Below are 15,712 nucleotides of genomic sequence, written 5' to 3'. Positions count from 1 at the left end.
CCATCGCGTCCGCCTTATCGTTATGGCAGGTACGTCTTACAGCTTTCGCAAACCCGTCTCAATCTCGCTGAGGTGCTTGCGCATCATTGCGGCCAGGGTTTGGACCAACGGTTCATGCTGCCCAAGCCCATCGGAAGCTTGAACTGCCACCTGAGCCAGCGTGAGCTTGCCCGCGAATTGCTCAAATGCGGATAGCGCTTCTTGCATCGCTGCTTGAACGCGGTTAGCAGCTTCAATGGCGCCGGCCTCTTTCTTCCTGTCGGCCTCGAGTCGTTCCAACTCGGCGCGCCTCTCGACCAGCTGCTCTTCTAGCTGTTTGAGTTCAGCGTTGCGCTTTTCCAGTGATTCGGAAATGCTCTTATATCCAGCCGGAGTCGTCTCAACTTCCTTGATCTGGACTTCCGGCTTCCGGTTGAGCAGCGCGTTTCTTTCGTCGTTCAGCCTTGCAATTTCCTTGTCCTTGTCCGCGAGGTCCTTTTCGAGGTTGGCGAGGCCCGCCTGCCGACCGGTGTAATAGCTGTCCATGCGCTGAAGCTGGGCCTCTTTTTCGGCGATCAGTTTTGCGGTGGCGTCAAGCTGTTGCTGAAGGCGGTTGGCTTCGTCCTCCGCGACCCGCTGAGCGGTTTTGCTGTCCTCGAGCAGCGCCTCGTAGTTGTCTAGCTCTGCTTTTCGGTCAGCGAGTGCCTCTTCCTGCTTCTGCAGCGTCGCCAGCATTTTGCGAATGTCTTCGCGGGTCATATGCTCGTTGGCCTGCTTTGCCGCAAGAATGGCCGCCACCTGCTCGTCGGTCACGTGGTCGGAAGCGAGGATGTCCAGTTCGCCGACGTTGAATACGCGGATAGCCTCGGTGTTGTCAAGAAACGCCTCATAGCAACGCATGTACTTGCGGGCTGCGTGCATTTTCACGCCGAGAGCCATGTCGAAGAAGGAATATCCCAACGTCGCGGCACGTCGCAGGGCAGTTGTCTTGTTGCCCGACGTCGTGAGCAGCGCGTTTTTGATCAGGTGCATGGAGTTGATCAACAGGCCGCCTATCGTTTTGAGGTCGGTTGAAACTCGCTGTCTCGCCTCCGCGATCGTTACCATGTTCTCGACGAGCTGAGCGATAAGATCGGTGAACTCGGGGCCGTCTCCGAAAAGCTGCCGGGCAACCGTTTCGATCTTCGAGCGTTCGGCACCGCCGGCCGAAACTGGGCCAAAAATGTCGTCTAACGGATCGTGAAGTTCCGTTTTCCGCACTTGCAGGTTCTTCTTAGAATCGTCACTACTTGAGGCCATAACTTCTCTCCAGATTTTGCAGCGCCCCCGCGCGCTGCGTTCAAACCCCGCGAGGACTTCGCTCGCGGATAAGAAAATGGTGTCAGTACGCAACCAGCCGCATCCGCCGATATTCATTTGCGCCAGCGGCAGTTCTCATTTCGTGCAACGTTTCCCGCTGTGGGACGTTCTTTCTCACAGATGTAAGCGATCGTAACGGCGCTCCCCAGCGCGTCCGACATCAAAAGACGCCGTTTTTACCCCGTCTTTTGCCTTCCGGAAGCGAAAGACAGTGTTTTTCGGCACTTCTGCAAACGATTAACGGTTCAATTTTGAAACACTTAAGGGTTTCTTAAGCTTTTACATGGAAACAATTACCTAGGGTTAGCGCTTGAAACTTCTCGTGATTACCGGTAGAGGCGCTGTGCACGAACCTTGTGCGCCATGAAACCTTCGGTCGAGGTGTCCGCATACATGAGCACCGCTTCGCGGGCCTTGGCGACGTCCACCGCCGATCTGCCGGTGTGCTCTGCACGCTTCGACCGCAACCAGTGGGGGAGGTCGTCCAGTGCCATTAGATCGGTCGATAGTTCCGGATGGAGGACGACTTCTGCGGACACGAAGAGACCCGCGCCAGCGACCGGCCATATCGCAGGAAGCTGCTCTCGGACGAAACGGATCTTGCTGCGGTTTTGTTCGATAGGCGAGCGGCGCTCGTCCGCTTTTCCGTTGGGCGCAATGCGTGTCAGCATCGCGGTGCAATTTGACGGCGCGATGCGGCCGGACCAATTCTTCGTCTCGAAAACGAAGACGCCGAACGGCGTAATCGCGAGGTGATCGATCTCTGCGGTAGGGAACGCAGTCCCGGGAGCATGTTCTATAAGCAACGTCCCTTCGTGCAGGTAGAAGTTATCGCCGCACAGCCACCTGAGGGTCGTTCGAAGCTTTGCTTGAGCCAGCGCCTCGCCGGCCGCACCGATATCGTCCGACGAGCGTTTCGCGCGATGGGCGCTGCGCGGACCAGATCGGCTCCGCCGCTTGATGGCTCTGAATACGTGATAGCCGCCGACTGCGACAAGCATTTCGAAGAACATTCGCTGCCTCCTGTTGAGCACGTAACTAGCATGCCAAGGGCAAATGGAAGTCAAGGGAGCGCGGCGGCGCTGCCACGCTCCATGCCGAAAATCGAAAGGCGGTGCGAAATTGGGAGCTTTCGCGCGCACGCGCTCGCGGCCCACGCGTAAATTGCCTGTGATCCCCGCGTCACCGACGCATCGACCAAAGCCGCCGCTGAGCATGAGTGCGCGCGCTTGCGATCTCTTCTTCCATCCGCAGTGAGTTGCTTCCGCCACGCCTTCATCGAGCCGTGACGAAAGCGTCTCTCCGCGCGCCCGTTTTTCCCTGCTCACCCGAGCATCGAAAACCATCCAGCGCTGTACTGGCTGGACATCCCCTAGTGCGTCTTTTTCTGGAGAGAAAAATGCCGAAGCAGTTGGTATTGAAGGCGATGAAATCGCCCGGCTGGTTGGTCGCTGTTTGCTTTGCGTTGTGGCTTGCTGCGCACTCGTTCTTCGCCTTTCTGTTTGTTTCTGCCACCGTCGCTGTTTGGATCAAGAGATCCATCAAGGCGGCGCTGAAAGAAGAGAAAGCGGAGGATTCGAAGGCTCCCGCGCACGCCGTTGTCGCTTCGGCTCACGCCGACGCCAACGTCACGCCCATCAAACGTCAGTACGCCAAGTCCGCAGTGGTCGTTCCACTTAAGACAGGCACCGACGACTAGTCGCTACGCCAGAATGTCAAGACTGCCCGCGCGGGCGGTCTTGACCCCTCACCCCAACGGGAAACCATCCCGTTGCGGGCATGGGTTCCCGTTTTAATCGGAGATTCCCATGCAAGCAGAAGTAGCAGCATGGCAACTGGACATGTTCGACGCTCCTCCCGCGCCGATCACGCGTGCCCGACCCAAGCCTGATCCTCTGCCCGATTCGCATCTGTGGAGCGATGCGGTAAAAGACAAAATGGTCGACGCGTTGATCAGTCTTGCGACTGACAGCAGACGCGGCGACAACATGCCCGAGTCGTTGATGGACTGCGCTGTACTGTTCAGCGAGCGACTCAGAAACAGAAAGAAGATGGAACTCGAAGACTACCGAGCAACGCTCGGCTGGGTCATGGAGTTCTGGAGCGGGGCGCTGCCGTATCGGTATGTCTGCAAGATCAACGGCGTCGATCCGGAATTCTTGCAAGACATCATCCTGAGCAACCCGCTGCTCAAGCGCGACATGGAAGAGGTGCGTCGCGAGTGCTTCGGCACGCTGGTGTAGGAGGCCGATGATGAACACTTCAACGTTCGGCCGGCTGATCGGGACGCTTTTCGGAGTGACGCCGCAGCCGCAGCGTCGCAGCGACAATCCCGCAAGCCATTCATCCCCCATTGAGGTCGGCAAGGGCGGCGCCAACGAACGGCACATCGCCATCGCAGGACAACCGATGTTGTTCCGCGATGAAGGTGGCGTCGTCGTGCAGTTTCGTCCGGCGTTCGACTACGAGCTGCGACCAACGGCTGTCGGCATGAAGCTGATACCGGCGCTCGCGCCGCACTGGGAAGTGCTGCACGAGTACAAGGGCACGTTGACCGACGCCATTGCGGCTGCACTCAAGGGCGCTCATGCGCAAGACACGCCTTCGCTCGACGCCAAACCCGTTCGACCAGTCAATGTCAGCGACGCGCGACCCCGGCCAGAAGTTACGGACGCCGTCGTGACAGCGCCCCCTCGACCCGCTGAGTCGTCACATCGGCGGACCGAGCGCGCGAGGTACGGGGTCTTGAGAGAGTGGGGGGAGAAACAATTCCCCGATGGCAAGCGCCCTGGCAAGACGTATGAATCGTTTTGCGTGACGCTCGAGCATCGCGGCGAGACGCACGTTCTCCAAGGCGAGGGCCTCCGTGACGCAATCGCAGAGTCGGCCTGTCGCATCGGTGACCGCGTTGAAGTCAAGCGGATCGGCAAAACCAAAGTGCCAGCAGTCGATGGACGTGGGCGACCTAAGCTAGACGCCAGCGGCGAGCAAGTGCTGTGGGACAAGTGGCTTTGGTCTATTTCCAGAAAATCTTAAGGGAGTTAGTTATGGCATCAGTAAACAAAGTCATCCTCGTCGGCAACCTCGGGGCTGATCCTGAGACGCGCTACCTGCCGAGCGGCGATGCGGTCGCCAATATCCGACTCGCAACGACCGATCGCTATAAAGACAAGGCCTCGGGCGAAATGAAGGAGCAGACCGAATGGCATCGAGTGTCGTTCTTCGGTCGGCTGGCTGAGATCGTCAATGAGTATCTGAAGAAGGGCTCATCGGTGTACATCGAAGGCAGAATCCGCACGCGCAAGTACACGGACCAAGCCGGGCAGGAGCGGTACTCGACGGAAATCGTCGCAGACCAGATGCAAATGCTCGGCGGCCGCTCTACGGGCGATCGTTCATCCAATGACGGCTTCGAGAGCCAACGCCCGGCACGTCAAGAACGCTCGCAGCAGCCGCGATCGAGCAACCCTGCGCCGGCGAGTCGCGAACCGCAATCGACGTCGTATGGTGGAGGAGGCGGCTTCGCAGATGACGACGACATACCCTTCAGGCCGCATCTGATGGGCCGCGAGTGGGCTGCGATCTGATCCCGTAACGGCTCACCTCGCTTCCTGTTTCTTCTCACCTTCGTTGCTTCGTCGAACCGAAAACGGTCGGCGAAGCCGCGAAGCGTCTCTGTCCTACGCGACACGACCTCATTCGTCGCTACACCCACCTTTCGCTTCCCCTGCTGAAAAAAGCCGCCCGCCGCGCTCGCCTCGCGCGAGGCGGACGGCTTTTTTGAGCACGGTTTCACCGCCTGTTCAGGCATCGACCTCAACCACACCATAACTGGAGTGACAATGAATGTGAAGGACATCAAGCTGTCCCCGGAACAGTGGCTTGCGTTGCTCCGGAGGTATGGAGTGCCCGCAAGCTCATTGACCGGGAAGGGTGCACCTTGTCCCATCTGCGGCGGAGACGACCGCTTTACTTACGATAACAATCGCCGCCGGGGCGACTGGGTTTGCCGCAAGTGCAACGACGGCGACCGGAAGGCCGGCGACGGGTTCGAGCTTATCTGCAAGTCCACCGGAATGACCTTCCACGAACTTATGATCGAACTCGAGGGTGGCAGTCTGGCTGAGGTGCGGCAGAACCGAGCACAACCGGCAGCCCCGGCGCCTGGCCGAAAGGTCGATCCCGAGTGGGCGCGCAAGCGCCTCGACTCGATGTGGGATCGAGCGACGCTGGTCGGCACCGATGGCCTCGTTCCTCGGTACCTGCGCGAACGTATTCCGGGCCTCACGGCAGCGCCGTCCGCAGCGCTGCGTATGGCAATGCTCGATTACCGTCACGAGAAGAAGGTAATCGGTCAGTGGCCGGGCATCCTTGCTCGTTTCACGCTGCCGGACGGCCGGCTTGGAACGCTGCACCGCACGTTCCTTGAACGCTCGAAACCGTCGAAGGCGTCGATCGTTACTAACGATGGCGAGATCCTTCCGGCCAAGCTGAACGACGTGACGCTTCACAAGCTAAACGGCGGCGCAGTCCGGCTGATGGATCCAGTCGATGGCGAAATCGGCGTCGCGGAAGGTCTCGAGACGGCGTACGCCGCGCACATGCAGTTTGGTGTGCCGGTCTGGTATTGCCTTAATCGAATCCTTCTCGCCGATTTCGTTGTGCCGGACGGCCTCGGTATCCGCGTCGTCCACATCTTCGCGGACTTTGATGCGGTCGATCCCCGCACCGGTAAATCGCCGGGCGTTGATGCCGCATTGAAGCTGGCGAAGCGGCTGCGAGCTGAAGGCTACACGGCTCTGGTCCACCGGCCTAAAAAGCGGGAAACAGATTTCGCCGACGAGTGGTGTGCGTCTCAGGCAGCGCATCGCCCTGCGGTGGCAATGGTGGTGCGCCGCGACGAACGCGAAGCACTGCACGTTTGATTGTTTGATTCCGCGGCCGTCTGGCCGCTAATAGTAACTTTCTGCCCGGTGGGGATTCGTCCCCGCTGGGGCCGCAATCCGCCCGAGCTTTTCCAATGGAGAAAAGGAAATGAGCTTCAGCATGATTGTTGGCCGGTATGAAATCGTGGCAACTTCCGGTGTCGAGAACGGCTCGGTCAGGGTAGGGAAGTCGCAGGCGGAAGCCTATGACGTCATCGACCGGAAGCGAGGCGGTCACGCCCGACTGGAGAAACAAGGCGTCACGCTGGACACTGCTTGGTTTTACTGCATTCGTCGACAGGCGAGCGCACAAGGTGTATCTCTGCTGCATTGAAAACCCCTTAAGACAAAAGCCCCGACCATTGGTCGGGGCTTTTCTATTTGTGGCTTGCGATTCAGAGGCTACTTGTAGCGCACGACGTACCACAAACGCCACCTCAGGACGAAAAACGTGACCTTGAGGAAAGGCACGAGGAGGCCGGTTGCCCAAAAAATAATGAACGCGCCTGAGCCGATCAGCACCTGAGTCAACCCGCTCTTTGGCAGATAGGCACAGACCCACATCACGAAGAGAGACGCCATGGCGATGAGGAGGCGTCGCGCAAAAAAAGGCAGTGCCATGAATTTAGCGTACATCATCGGCTCCGTTGACTTGGCGGAACAGAGCGCGATGAAACAAATAAGCCGCCTCGCAAGCAGCCAGCGCGGCGGCCACGAGAATCCACATGCGCACGCCGCGCGTCCAGTCAAGCTGTGCCAAGTTTTCGATGAAGCTCATTATTCCTCCGTTGCGTTTGCAGATTGCACTATATATGTCCCTATTCTGCCAACAACTAGGCGAAGTCAAGCCGTCGACGAAAGCCCACGCCGCTGCGCTTCCGTTGGCGCTAAACGCCGATCTGCGAAGCGGCGTGTGCCTCCTCGATCTAGCTTAGGCTCACCCGAGGTTCAAGTTTTCGGCCAGGAACGCGTAGTCGAAATCAGGCTGATCATCCTGAACTGGTGGGATTTGCTTAGCAGCGACGGGAGTTGCCTCGCTGGGCGCAGGACCCCTTGCAGCTTTCGTCGTTGCGGATGCGTTGGCTGACGTTGGCGTGCTAGGCACGCCCGCACGAGGAACCTGGACACTGCCCCGCAAAGCATCTTCTGCTAAGCGCTTGAGCAGCGCTGCGCGTTGCCTCGGATTGGAGACCGCAACTAGAGCATCAAACAACGTTGGCGTCGCGATCTCGCTGATTGTTACCTTGATCTCCAAAGCGCCTGTCATGCGGGCACCGCTTCCTTGCGCTTCTTGTCGCGCAGCAGCGTTGCCTCACCAGCGGCGAGGAATCCCCTGACATTCGTGAAGCATGGTTCTGCCATATGGTCGATCCTCAAATGGGGAAACCGCGCTTGAATCTCGGACCTGTAGAGAGCCGCACCGCCGCCAGTGAGGACGATGGAGCGAATGTCCACTGTGTTCTTTACGCCCGCTTGGATAGCTTTAACCGCTGCGTCGATAACCGTCTGCGCCGCTGGCAGAAACTCCTGTAGGTCATAGTCGTTCCCGTTAAGCAGGAGAGTCGATCCCGTGCGCAGCGCCTTATCGATCCGCTCAATTCCCTGCGTGTCGATATGTAGTTTCTCCTTGATGACAGCGGCGATGGCTTCGTAATAGTGAGACGCACCGCTGTGGTGACCTCCGCTGCGCTCTTCGTCGATAGTCAACCCGGTTGCCACCACCCAATCGGTTGTGAAGTAGCCGACGTCAATGATGAGGTGCGGGTCCTCGTTGTCGAACTCGTGGTAGCGCGAGAAGTTGACCAATGCGCCGAGAGGCTGTGGAAGCACGATGACGCTGCCGACATCGAACTCAACATCGCCGTATGCATTCTTACCGGCGAATGCACTGCGCAAATGCGCAACGTGGGTGTGGAAGTTCCTCATCGGTAGGCCGAGAACTAGGCGGTCAATCGATGCGATGTTCGCGAAGTGAAAAGCGCCGGCTAGCAGCGCGGCATAGCTTGCAGTCGTGCAATAGTCGTCGTTAAGTGTCGCTCCCGCGTCGCCGTTACGCGAGCTCAACAGCACGCCGGGACCGACCTGATAGCGCTTACCGTCGATGTCCACTGCGACAGTCTTGGGCGTCGTTATTAAACCGGCGCTCTCTTTGGCGATCGTGTGAGCCTTGTACGGGGGAGTCAGCGACGGAAACATAAAGGTCGAAACGTCGGAGCCGTTGCGGAAGGCGATCTTGGTGTTGCCATAGCCGACGTCGACGGCAAGGACGGGCGCATGTACTTTCATCGTGTTAATTCTCTCTCCAGAGCAATTCGATAGATTCAACCCATCTTCCAGCTTTCTGACAGAAAACTGGTAGTTGGGCGGTCGCACAGGCTGCTTTTCTCGAAACGTCCGGATAACCGCCAGTTAGCTCCCCATGAACGGTTAGATGGCGAATTAACCGTGTGAAGCAGCCAATACTGTCAGTTATTGAGACGAAACTGGTGGGAAAAGTCCCCGTTACGTCTGTCCAACTCTACAGATCGGCGCGCGATGTCAAGGAAGCAAAAGCTCGCAACATTTAGGCAGCTTTTAACTCTTTGAGTGGTCACGGCGCCGATATTCTTCTAATTACCAACCGCGCGTAGTGCGCATCGACTTTCCTGGAATGGACCGTGAGGGGACCGCTTTGCCTAGCGAAAACCCCTCTGTCGCGGCCGCAAAATGAAGCGGCCTTTTTCTGAATCTAATCAAGTTCAAAGCGACCCAAATTGAGGACGCTGGACACGCGATATCGATTGGGTTTGCGGGCGGTTTTGCCCGATTGTCCGAATTGAGACGGATTGGGAGTGGTCATGGACACATATCCGTGGTCCGCCTTTCATCCCTCAATGACGATGGACGCATCCTTACAGCACACGACGCTGGGTACGTTGCATGAGGTCCGACACACCGCGACCGAGTGAACGCGCTTTGGGATGGGGGAGCAGCTAGGCCGACACGGCAAGCTGCTCCCTGTACGGAAGACGAACGGGCGGCGCACCCGGAAAAAAGACAGCGCAAAGAGATTACCGAGCACTTGGCCGAGGTCGTGCCGTCATAAAGGCGAAGCACACCGGCGCGCAGCAGCGCGCTTGTGGCCGGCGCGGTAGCCGTAGCAGCGGCAATAGCCGAATCGACCGCGCAACAGCGAGCGATTCGACTGCTGGGAGCAGCAGGAAGTACACAACGACGCGAGATCCCGCGAAGCGGGCTACGCGTTGGATGTGCGCCGGCAGCAAATCAGCGGCGGTCAACACGCGAAGCGTGACGACTGGCAGCACGCAGCAGTACGGAGGTCGATGCACGTTTCTTCCACGTGCGGGGCTATCGGATGGAATCGCTAAAGGATAGGAAGGCAGGGCCCGGCGGGGATACGCAGCAGCTGTGCGGCAAGACTCGGGGATAGGCTCCCGAGGTATGCGGCGCGGTGGCACGCAAGGGCACCGCTCATATAGGAGCGCGGTGCTGACTCGGATGCATATAAGGAGAACGCGCTTGCTAGAGCCGCTTAAGAATGACATTGCGCGAGCAGAGATGGTCGCGAACTACGTGGCGATTACGTCCGATGCCCTGGGATGCTACCGCCCGACTGCGAGCGCTGATGTTTGCTGATGCGATCGATGCGTCAGGCGCTGATGCGCTGATGGGCTGACGCGATGGCAGGCTGCGTGGAGGTCTAACGGGACGATACCGAGTGTCGTAGTCGTGGCAGTCGAGCGTTGCCAAGACCAAAGCGGCGGCGCAAATCAGAAACAGACACGGAACGTCTCGACATCCTCTAAACAATGCCAACGACGGCGGATTTTTACGCTGATAGACCACGCGTTGGAAGCCGAAGTCGCGTGGTCTTTATGGCGGCTGTCGATTTCCTACGGTTTTGACGATACCCGATCTCGGCGAAGAGCACTTCGGCACGCGGCCATAGCGGGATGGATTCCTGACACGTGCGCCGGTGGCGTTCCGGATGCCTTCGCGCGGTCGGATGAATTGGCAATGGCATTTGAGAGGGGTCGAGCAATGTACGTCACGGCTATGCAACTGCGAACAACGACCTACGAAGGAGCAACTGAATGACGGTTACCGTCTATGTGAAGGGCATCGTTGCCGATTATCCCGAGCTTCCTGCCGATTTCCGGTCTGGTCTCGAACGGATCTTTACCGACAATGTCAACCGAGTTCACAGTCGGACGCGCGTTAGCGCTAAGCCACTGTCGATAAAGACGCAAAGCTTCCGACTGCGCAGGCTTTGCCGATCGTTCGTCGAGTTGCGCCAGATTGGATTCGCGTTGCAGACGCCATATGCACTCAGGGAAAAGCACATCGAAGGCCTCGTGGCGCTGTGGCATAGGGAAGGCCAGAGTCCTGGAACCATCGAGAACAAGCTAACGTACTTCCGCGCATTTACCAAGTGGATTAACAAGCCAACCGTCGTCAAGACGATGTCGGAGTACATCGATCCCGAAGCACATAACTTTCGGCGCACCTACGTTGCTACCGAAGATAAGTCGTGGGAAGGCAAGGGAATCGACGCGGTAGCCATCATTGAAGAAATCGCGAAGACGGAGCCGGTTGTTGCTGTGCAAATGAAGCTGCAAGCCGCATTCGGTCTAAGGGTCGAAGAGAGTCTTCTTTTGCGGCCCAAAGACGCAGTCCGTAAAGACGGAAAGCTCAGCGTGGTCCACGGCACAAAGGGCGGTCGCGCTCGTGTGGTGCCGATGGACTTAAAGATGGATGTCCTAGTCGAGGCTGCTCAATACACAAACCGGTCTACTGGCTCGACTATCCCAGACGGCTATACCAAGACTCAGTGGAAGGACCATTTCTATACGGTTCTCAAGCATCATGGTGTGACGAAGTCTGGCTTGGGCGTTACGTGCCACGGCCTGAGGCATCAGTTCTTGCAGCAGATGTTTGAAAAGTACACCGGCGTTCCTGCGCCGATCAAGGGCAGCGACCAGAGGGCCGACCCGGCGCTCCACCGCGAAGCGATGCAAGCCGTGGTTGAGGCGGCCGGCCACAGCAAAGAGCAAAAGGCCGGTGCTTACTTGTCCAGCTTTTCTGTCCAGAGGCGACTGAAGGCGCCCAAGGTGACATTTGAACAAGTCCAGGAGGCACTGGCGGCAAGCGATGGCAATAAAAAGGCAGCAGCGAGCGCTCTCGGCATCTCCAGAACGGGCCTGTACCGCATTTTACAATGCGAAAAGTGAGCCGACTAAGGGGGGTGTGAATATCCGGCTCATTTTGTAACAGAGGTTTTTCTATTTGAATTCAGTAGCTTGACTCTTAGAGGTGTTTGAATGGGACGCTCTCCGGAGAGCGTCACTCTCGCGTTTCAGTCCAAGAGCCAACCCAAGTGCGGACTGGTCATCGCGTGATACGTCAGGATCACGCCCAGGGCGAGCAATGTAAAAAGCTGCGGCGCGAGTTTGTTGCGGAGCCGGTAGGCGGCGACGATGTACTGGATGGGTGACATATTCGATCCTTGTTCGCTGTGTCTAGTTTGTAGGTCCCTTCAGTATGATCGCTACCGAATGAAGTCAAGTCACCAGCGGTTGCGGTCGGGGAGGTCATCGACTGCCTCGTTGACGCTGTTCTCAAAGTTGCCTTCGTCACCGCCTGTCGCGGGAATCCGGGGAAACTGCACCGAAGCGATTCCGTCGATGTAAATGCGCTTCGCTAACTGCTGGAGCTTCCGATATCGCGCCGCATCGCGGAGGACTGTGTCGACTGGCCAGAACTCGCTCATCGTGATTTTGCTGTCGGCGATTTTCCTTGCGAGCATCTGGAAAATGGGCCCGCGTTTTTCCCAGTCGTCCTCGTTCCTCGAGAGGAGGTCGATCAGGTAAGCATCGTCAACTGCGCTGATTTCTTTCCTGACGAGCTGAAGCAAATCTCCCTCGGTGGCTTTCGGCCGCCGCATCCGCGCATTCCAAATCTCGCCGGCCTTATCCAGTGCCGCGTAGCGGTCGTTGCCGATCGGGATCCAAGGCGTCTGCATCCCACATTCTTCGCAGAAGATGCAGCAGACCTTCTCGTAAGGGACGTCATATGGTGAGCGCGGCTCCATGTCTTGCATGGGCGGCGTCAGGCTGTTGCCGAGGCGAGCGAAGTCGCGCTCAGGAGCCGACGGACGGCCGACTAATCGCTGGGAGAATCCGAAAGACCACTTTCCGCCGCAATGGTCGCAGGGAAAAAGCTCGTCAGTCATGGCGCCTGTCCTGTCGCCGGCTCGCCGGCGGTTCTAGTTTTGTAAGCCGCCGTTAATTATAGCTACCCGCGTGATGGCACCTGAGCGCGCTCGCCGCAAGTCACCTTTCCAGCCGCCCCACTAGATTTTTCAGTGACACCAGTTGCCTTTCGAGTTCATCGGCAGACAGTCGATGCAATTCGAGTTCATCATCAGTTAGCGGGATGCCGTTTGGCATGCGCTCACTTTCGACGATGTCGCGTAGTGCGTTGATCGCCGTTCGCATCGCTAAACTGGGACCGACCTTCATCGCGGTACCTCCTTGAGAGGATGACGGCGCGAAGCGTCAGTCAAGGGACGTCATGCCGCTACGCGATTCGCCGCAATCCCATTGTAGTCTTCGTGACTGACGAGGCGTAGCGGCGCGAGCGATGGTGCGTCAAAGAGCAGGCGATAGGATCGGCCAACCGGCACGGAAACCAGCTTGCCTGCCGAGGACTTGATGAACTTTCCGTCGAGTGAAAATGGATGCACGCCGCTACTGACCTTTGCGAGCAGGTCTCTTGCCTCTCGTTGTACGGCCGAAAGGTGTCGCACCATGGACAGGTCGATCGGATCGTCGGTGGTCAGGACTCGCTTCGCAGCGCGCTTCTTTTCGAGCGCGAGACGGCGCTCAGCCTTCTGCTTCTCTTCAGCCGCGCACGCGTGGCAGTACTTGCCCTTGCCGCTGTGGCCGCATTCGAAGGTTCGTTTCATGGTGCACTCCTGAGTCGTTGGCGATCTATTGCACCACTGTTCGACGGTTGGTCAAGTGTCGGTAGACGACTTATTCAGGCTTCTTTTCGCCCGGCAACATCGCATCGAGTGCCTGCGATAACTCTAGGATCCGAGCGTCGGCGAGCTCGATTCGAGATTTGAGCCGGTCGACGTGAGCCATCGCAAATGCATACTGCTCGGACAGCATCGACAGCGCCCAAATAGGACTGAGCGTGACGTGACAAACGGCGCACATGACGATATCGCTCTGTTCGACGAGTCGAAGATTTCGGTGTGCACACTTGGCCTTAACATCGCGGGGCGTGTCAGGAGCGACGGCTCGCCTGCCGAAGGGAATGACCTTGCGCATTGACGGTCTTATGAATGACGCATGGCTGTATTGATTGGCGAAGTCTCGACGGCTGCAATGGCGTTGGGCGCGAACAGGACGCTGGAGATGGCTGGGTCGCGGCGATAGCGGAGTTCAACGACATCGAGGAATCGGCGAAAAGACGCGCTATCACCGGCGGCGACTCCCTGGTCCCGATTCGCGAAGCGAAGGTCGGTTGGCGCGAACGCGTGCTGCTCTAGCCATTTAACGTGATCAACGTTGGGCAGCCACCACCGGTTCCAGCGTATCGTGAAAGCGAGCCATCCCTTGCCTGACCGCTCCAGTTCGTCCCAAGTTGCGTGGAAGTCGAGGATTGCACCGAGGGAACTGAAGAACACCGCGCGCAGGGACGTTTCGTCCGCAGCAGCAACGACGATCTGCTTGCGTCGTTCGTCGACCGCGTCGATGGTGCTTGCCATCGCGAGCGCGGGGTAATTCACTTGCCAGTCGGCGTTACGCGCGACTGCACGATTTAAAAAGAACGAGTTCGAGGCCATATCATTTGTTCAGCAGTGGCGGATGCGCTCAAAGTATCCTAGAAGCAGCGACCGTCAAGTCAACGGCTTAGGAAGCCGTACTGACGCAAGGTCGGCCGGCGGTATCCACTCAACACACGGTTTTGCGTCGCGCGCGTACAGCGCCTGTTTCTCTTTCTTGCGGGCAAGGTATTGCTCATTGCCTTGCATCCCATAAATTTCGATTGCCGTCGGCTGTCGGGTATCGGTCAGTTGAAAGTCGGGCAGCATGACGTCGCCGGCCTCGAGCCGCAAAGGCTTGATGAAACGTCGGCGCTCGGCAACGAGCCGGTTGGCCATTTCCACCTCATAGCTCGAATCGCAGGGAACGAAACTGCTGCTGCACAGTTGCAGCGCAAGGTCGATGATCCGAAGATTCCCGTCCCTTGTCCGCTCGACCAAGGCGAGAATCACGACGCGCGCGCTAGGGTCACCCGTCATCGCCCAGGCGGACCTGAACGACGCGGCGGCCGATTCGATAACGGGTGTTGAGGCGAAGAATGTGCGCTTCGTTTGGCGCAGCGCGACGACGAAGCCGTACTTCGAGGCCACCAGGCCGCGGAGCTCGCCGAGCACCAATCGGCGTTGAGAAGCGTGGGGTGTGGTCGTGATCTCGTCTAGGAACGCGTTGAACTCGGCGACAATGGATTGCGCTTGGCTCTCGTCATGTCGACGCATGACATGCAAGACCTCGTGGATGGGCTTACCGTTAAGCTTGCCATCGCCCAGAGCGGCCACGAGCTGTGCGTTGCACTGACCCTAACCGCGCGTAGAACCTCCTTGCCAGACGTGCAAATTGGCCTCGAGCCAAACGCGTTGCAGAAACCCAAGGAGCGGCGCGGCGCGGCGAGTTGTGGTGGTGAGCGAGGAGCCGCCTTCAGCGCGTATCGACCGTTCGAGCGTTCGAACAGATAGCGAGGCGTCGAGCTTGACGTTCAGCCCTGCGGGCGTTTGCTGAATCGCACTGAGGGCGTCGGGCGTTCTTCCATCTTTGATGGGCGCCGCGGCATAAAAGGGACATGAGATCTCGTCGTGGTTTGGCCCGTCGTCAGGCCATCTTGCGAGATGAAAAAGCGCGCCGTAGCGTCGCACAACGAGGCGCAAAAGTCTGCCCGCGACGCGCTCCTGGCAACGGCACACAGAGTAGCCCGGTGACTTCTTTGCGCGTTCGAGATGGCGTGCGTACCGCGCCGGGTTGTCTTGAACGTCTTCGAGTGAGACTGTGAGTCCGTCAAATGACACTTGCACGATGTCTTGAGGCCTCGCTCAGTGTGAGGTCCACCTGATTGGCAGGAACCTTGTGGATGTGTGCCCGGGTCCCGAGGAGATTGGCCACTTTGCGTACGCTTAGGCAAAACTGCTCGGCGTGCTCGCCGCTCGGAAAGCGAAGGCCGATCGTCTTTACAGCGCCGGGCGCGGCTTCGTCGCGCGAAAAGACGGAGCCGGTTCCGACGAGCGCGTCGATCCAGCTGTCGGGGAAGCCAGGAGACGGTACAGAGTCAGCACGCGCGCCGGCGGGGTCCTTCGTGAAGTCCTCGAAGCTAACAACGATCAGATTCATCTTGTTTTGATAAGG

Annotated in this window: 20 protein-coding genes and 1 pseudogene; 7 read left to right on the top strand and 14 right to left on the bottom strand. The window is 58.4% G+C overall.

From position 1 onward, the window contains the following. Positions 1 to 36: 36 nt before the first annotated feature. Together AWB77_RS30915 and AWB77_RS30910 are read right to left on the bottom strand one after the other, a co-directional pair. Positions 37 to 1,395, bottom strand: coding sequence for a hypothetical protein (locus AWB77_RS30915; RefSeq protein ID WP_061138285.1), 1,359 nt, complete (start codon positions 1,393 to 1,395; stop codon positions 37 to 39). A gap of 269 nt (positions 1,396 to 1,664) precedes the next feature. Beyond that, complete coding sequence (locus AWB77_RS30910) at positions 1,665 to 2,351, bottom strand: nuclease-related domain-containing protein (RefSeq protein WP_061138284.1); 687 nt, start codon at positions 2,349 to 2,351, stop codon at positions 1,665 to 1,667. Between the two features lie 386 nt (positions 2,352 to 2,737). On the opposite strand from AWB77_RS30910, the gene AWB77_RS30905 reads away from it, so the two are divergent. The 6 genes from AWB77_RS30905 (at position 2,738) to AWB77_RS30880 (ending at position 6,597) form a co-directional block, all read left to right on the top strand. Further along, positions 2,738 to 3,037, top strand: coding sequence for a hypothetical protein (locus AWB77_RS30905; protein ID WP_061138283.1), 300 nt, complete (start codon positions 2,738 to 2,740; stop codon positions 3,035 to 3,037). A 109-nt stretch (positions 3,038 to 3,146) separates the two neighbouring features. Further along, the gene (locus AWB77_RS30900; protein ID WP_061138282.1) at positions 3,147 to 3,581 is read left to right on the top strand and encodes a hypothetical protein; all 435 of its coding nucleotides are present in this window, start codon (positions 3,147 to 3,149) and stop codon (positions 3,579 to 3,581) included. Positions 3,582 to 3,588: 7 nt separating this feature from the next. Next, positions 3,589 to 4,374, top strand: coding sequence for a hypothetical protein (locus AWB77_RS30895; protein WP_244158712.1), 786 nt, complete (start codon positions 3,589 to 3,591; stop codon positions 4,372 to 4,374). Between the two features lie 11 nt (positions 4,375 to 4,385). Beyond that, complete coding sequence (gene ssb, locus AWB77_RS30890) at positions 4,386 to 4,925, top strand: single-stranded DNA-binding protein (protein ID WP_061138281.1); 540 nt, start codon at positions 4,386 to 4,388, stop codon at positions 4,923 to 4,925. A gap of 255 nt (positions 4,926 to 5,180) precedes the next feature. Then, entirely contained in the window at positions 5,181 to 6,263 is a 1,083-nt protein-coding gene (locus AWB77_RS30885; protein ID WP_061138280.1) for a DUF7146 domain-containing protein, read from the top strand. A gap of 109 nt (positions 6,264 to 6,372) precedes the next feature. Next, entirely contained in the window at positions 6,373 to 6,597 is a 225-nt protein-coding gene (locus AWB77_RS30880; protein WP_008343128.1) for a hypothetical protein, read from the top strand. A gap of 68 nt (positions 6,598 to 6,665) precedes the next feature. On the opposite strand, the gene AWB77_RS30875 is transcribed toward AWB77_RS30880, so the two are convergent. The 4 genes from AWB77_RS30875 to AWB77_RS30870 form a co-directional block, all read right to left on the bottom strand. Then, entirely contained in the window at positions 6,666 to 6,902 is a 237-nt protein-coding gene (locus AWB77_RS30875; RefSeq protein WP_061138279.1) for a hypothetical protein, read from the bottom strand. After that, a complete protein-coding gene (locus AWB77_RS36225; protein WP_157694956.1) occupies positions 6,889 to 7,041 on the bottom strand; it encodes a hypothetical protein in 153 nt (50 codons plus the stop codon). Before AWB77_RS36225 ends, AWB77_RS30875 begins: the two co-directional genes overlap by 14 nt. A 159-nt stretch (positions 7,042 to 7,200) precedes the next feature. Continuing rightward, positions 7,201 to 7,530 (bottom strand): hypothetical protein, encoded by a 330-nt coding sequence (locus AWB77_RS36220; RefSeq protein ID WP_157694955.1) that lies wholly within the window; start codon positions 7,528 to 7,530, stop codon positions 7,201 to 7,203. Then, entirely contained in the window at positions 7,527 to 8,549 is a 1,023-nt protein-coding gene (locus AWB77_RS30870) for a PRTRC system protein D (RefSeq protein ID WP_061138278.1), read from the bottom strand. The genes AWB77_RS36220 and AWB77_RS30870 overlap by 4 nt, the downstream gene beginning before the upstream one ends. Positions 8,550 to 10,357: 1,808 nt before the next feature. On the opposite strand from AWB77_RS30870, the gene AWB77_RS30865 reads away from it, so the two are divergent. Beyond that, positions 10,358 to 11,494, top strand: a complete 1,137-nt coding sequence (locus tag AWB77_RS30865; protein WP_061138277.1) for an integrase domain-containing protein — start codon at positions 10,358 to 10,360, stop codon at positions 11,492 to 11,494. Positions 11,495 to 11,619: 125 nt separating this feature from the next. On the opposite strand, the gene AWB77_RS36215 is transcribed toward AWB77_RS30865, so the two are convergent. The 8 genes and pseudogenes from AWB77_RS36215 to AWB77_RS30830 form a co-directional block, all read right to left on the bottom strand. After that, complete coding sequence (locus tag AWB77_RS36215) at positions 11,620 to 11,760, bottom strand: hypothetical protein (protein ID WP_157694954.1); 141 nt, start codon at positions 11,758 to 11,760, stop codon at positions 11,620 to 11,622. Positions 11,761 to 11,829: 69 nt separating this feature from the next. Beyond that, positions 11,830 to 12,495, bottom strand: a complete 666-nt coding sequence (locus tag AWB77_RS30860) for a Lar family restriction alleviation protein (protein WP_063936590.1) — start codon at positions 12,493 to 12,495, stop codon at positions 11,830 to 11,832. Between the two features lie 100 nt (positions 12,496 to 12,595). Beyond that, a complete protein-coding gene (locus tag AWB77_RS30855; RefSeq protein ID WP_061138275.1) occupies positions 12,596 to 12,784 on the bottom strand; it encodes a hypothetical protein in 189 nt (62 codons plus the stop codon). A gap of 50 nt (positions 12,785 to 12,834) precedes the next feature. Further along, the gene (locus tag AWB77_RS30850) at positions 12,835 to 13,230 is read right to left on the bottom strand and encodes a DUF7682 family zinc-binding protein (RefSeq protein WP_061138274.1); all 396 of its coding nucleotides are present in this window, start codon (positions 13,228 to 13,230) and stop codon (positions 12,835 to 12,837) included. 70 nt (positions 13,231 to 13,300) lie between these two features. Then, positions 13,301 to 13,600 (bottom strand): hypothetical protein, encoded by a 300-nt coding sequence (locus tag AWB77_RS30845; protein WP_063936589.1) that lies wholly within the window; start codon positions 13,598 to 13,600, stop codon positions 13,301 to 13,303. Between the two features lie 8 nt (positions 13,601 to 13,608). Next, complete coding sequence (locus tag AWB77_RS30840) at positions 13,609 to 14,118, bottom strand: hypothetical protein (protein WP_244158711.1); 510 nt, start codon at positions 14,116 to 14,118, stop codon at positions 13,609 to 13,611. A gap of 54 nt (positions 14,119 to 14,172) precedes the next feature. Beyond that, positions 14,173 to 15,378: pseudogene (locus AWB77_RS30835) on the bottom strand (DUF1173 family protein). Further along, positions 15,368 to 15,697: a hypothetical protein gene (locus AWB77_RS30830; protein ID WP_061138273.1), complete on the bottom strand. Its 330-nt coding sequence runs from the start codon at positions 15,695 to 15,697 to the stop codon at positions 15,368 to 15,370. The pseudogene AWB77_RS30835 and the gene AWB77_RS30830 overlap by 11 nt, the downstream one beginning before the upstream one ends. Positions 15,698 to 15,712: the final 15 nt, after the last annotated feature.

This window comes from Caballeronia fortuita, from assembly GCF_001544835.2.
Classification (GTDB): Bacteria; Pseudomonadota; Gammaproteobacteria; order Burkholderiales; family Burkholderiaceae; genus Caballeronia; species Caballeronia fortuita.
The sequence above is the reverse complement of the archived record's forward strand: the minus strand, read 5'-3'. Positions and strand labels throughout refer to the sequence as shown.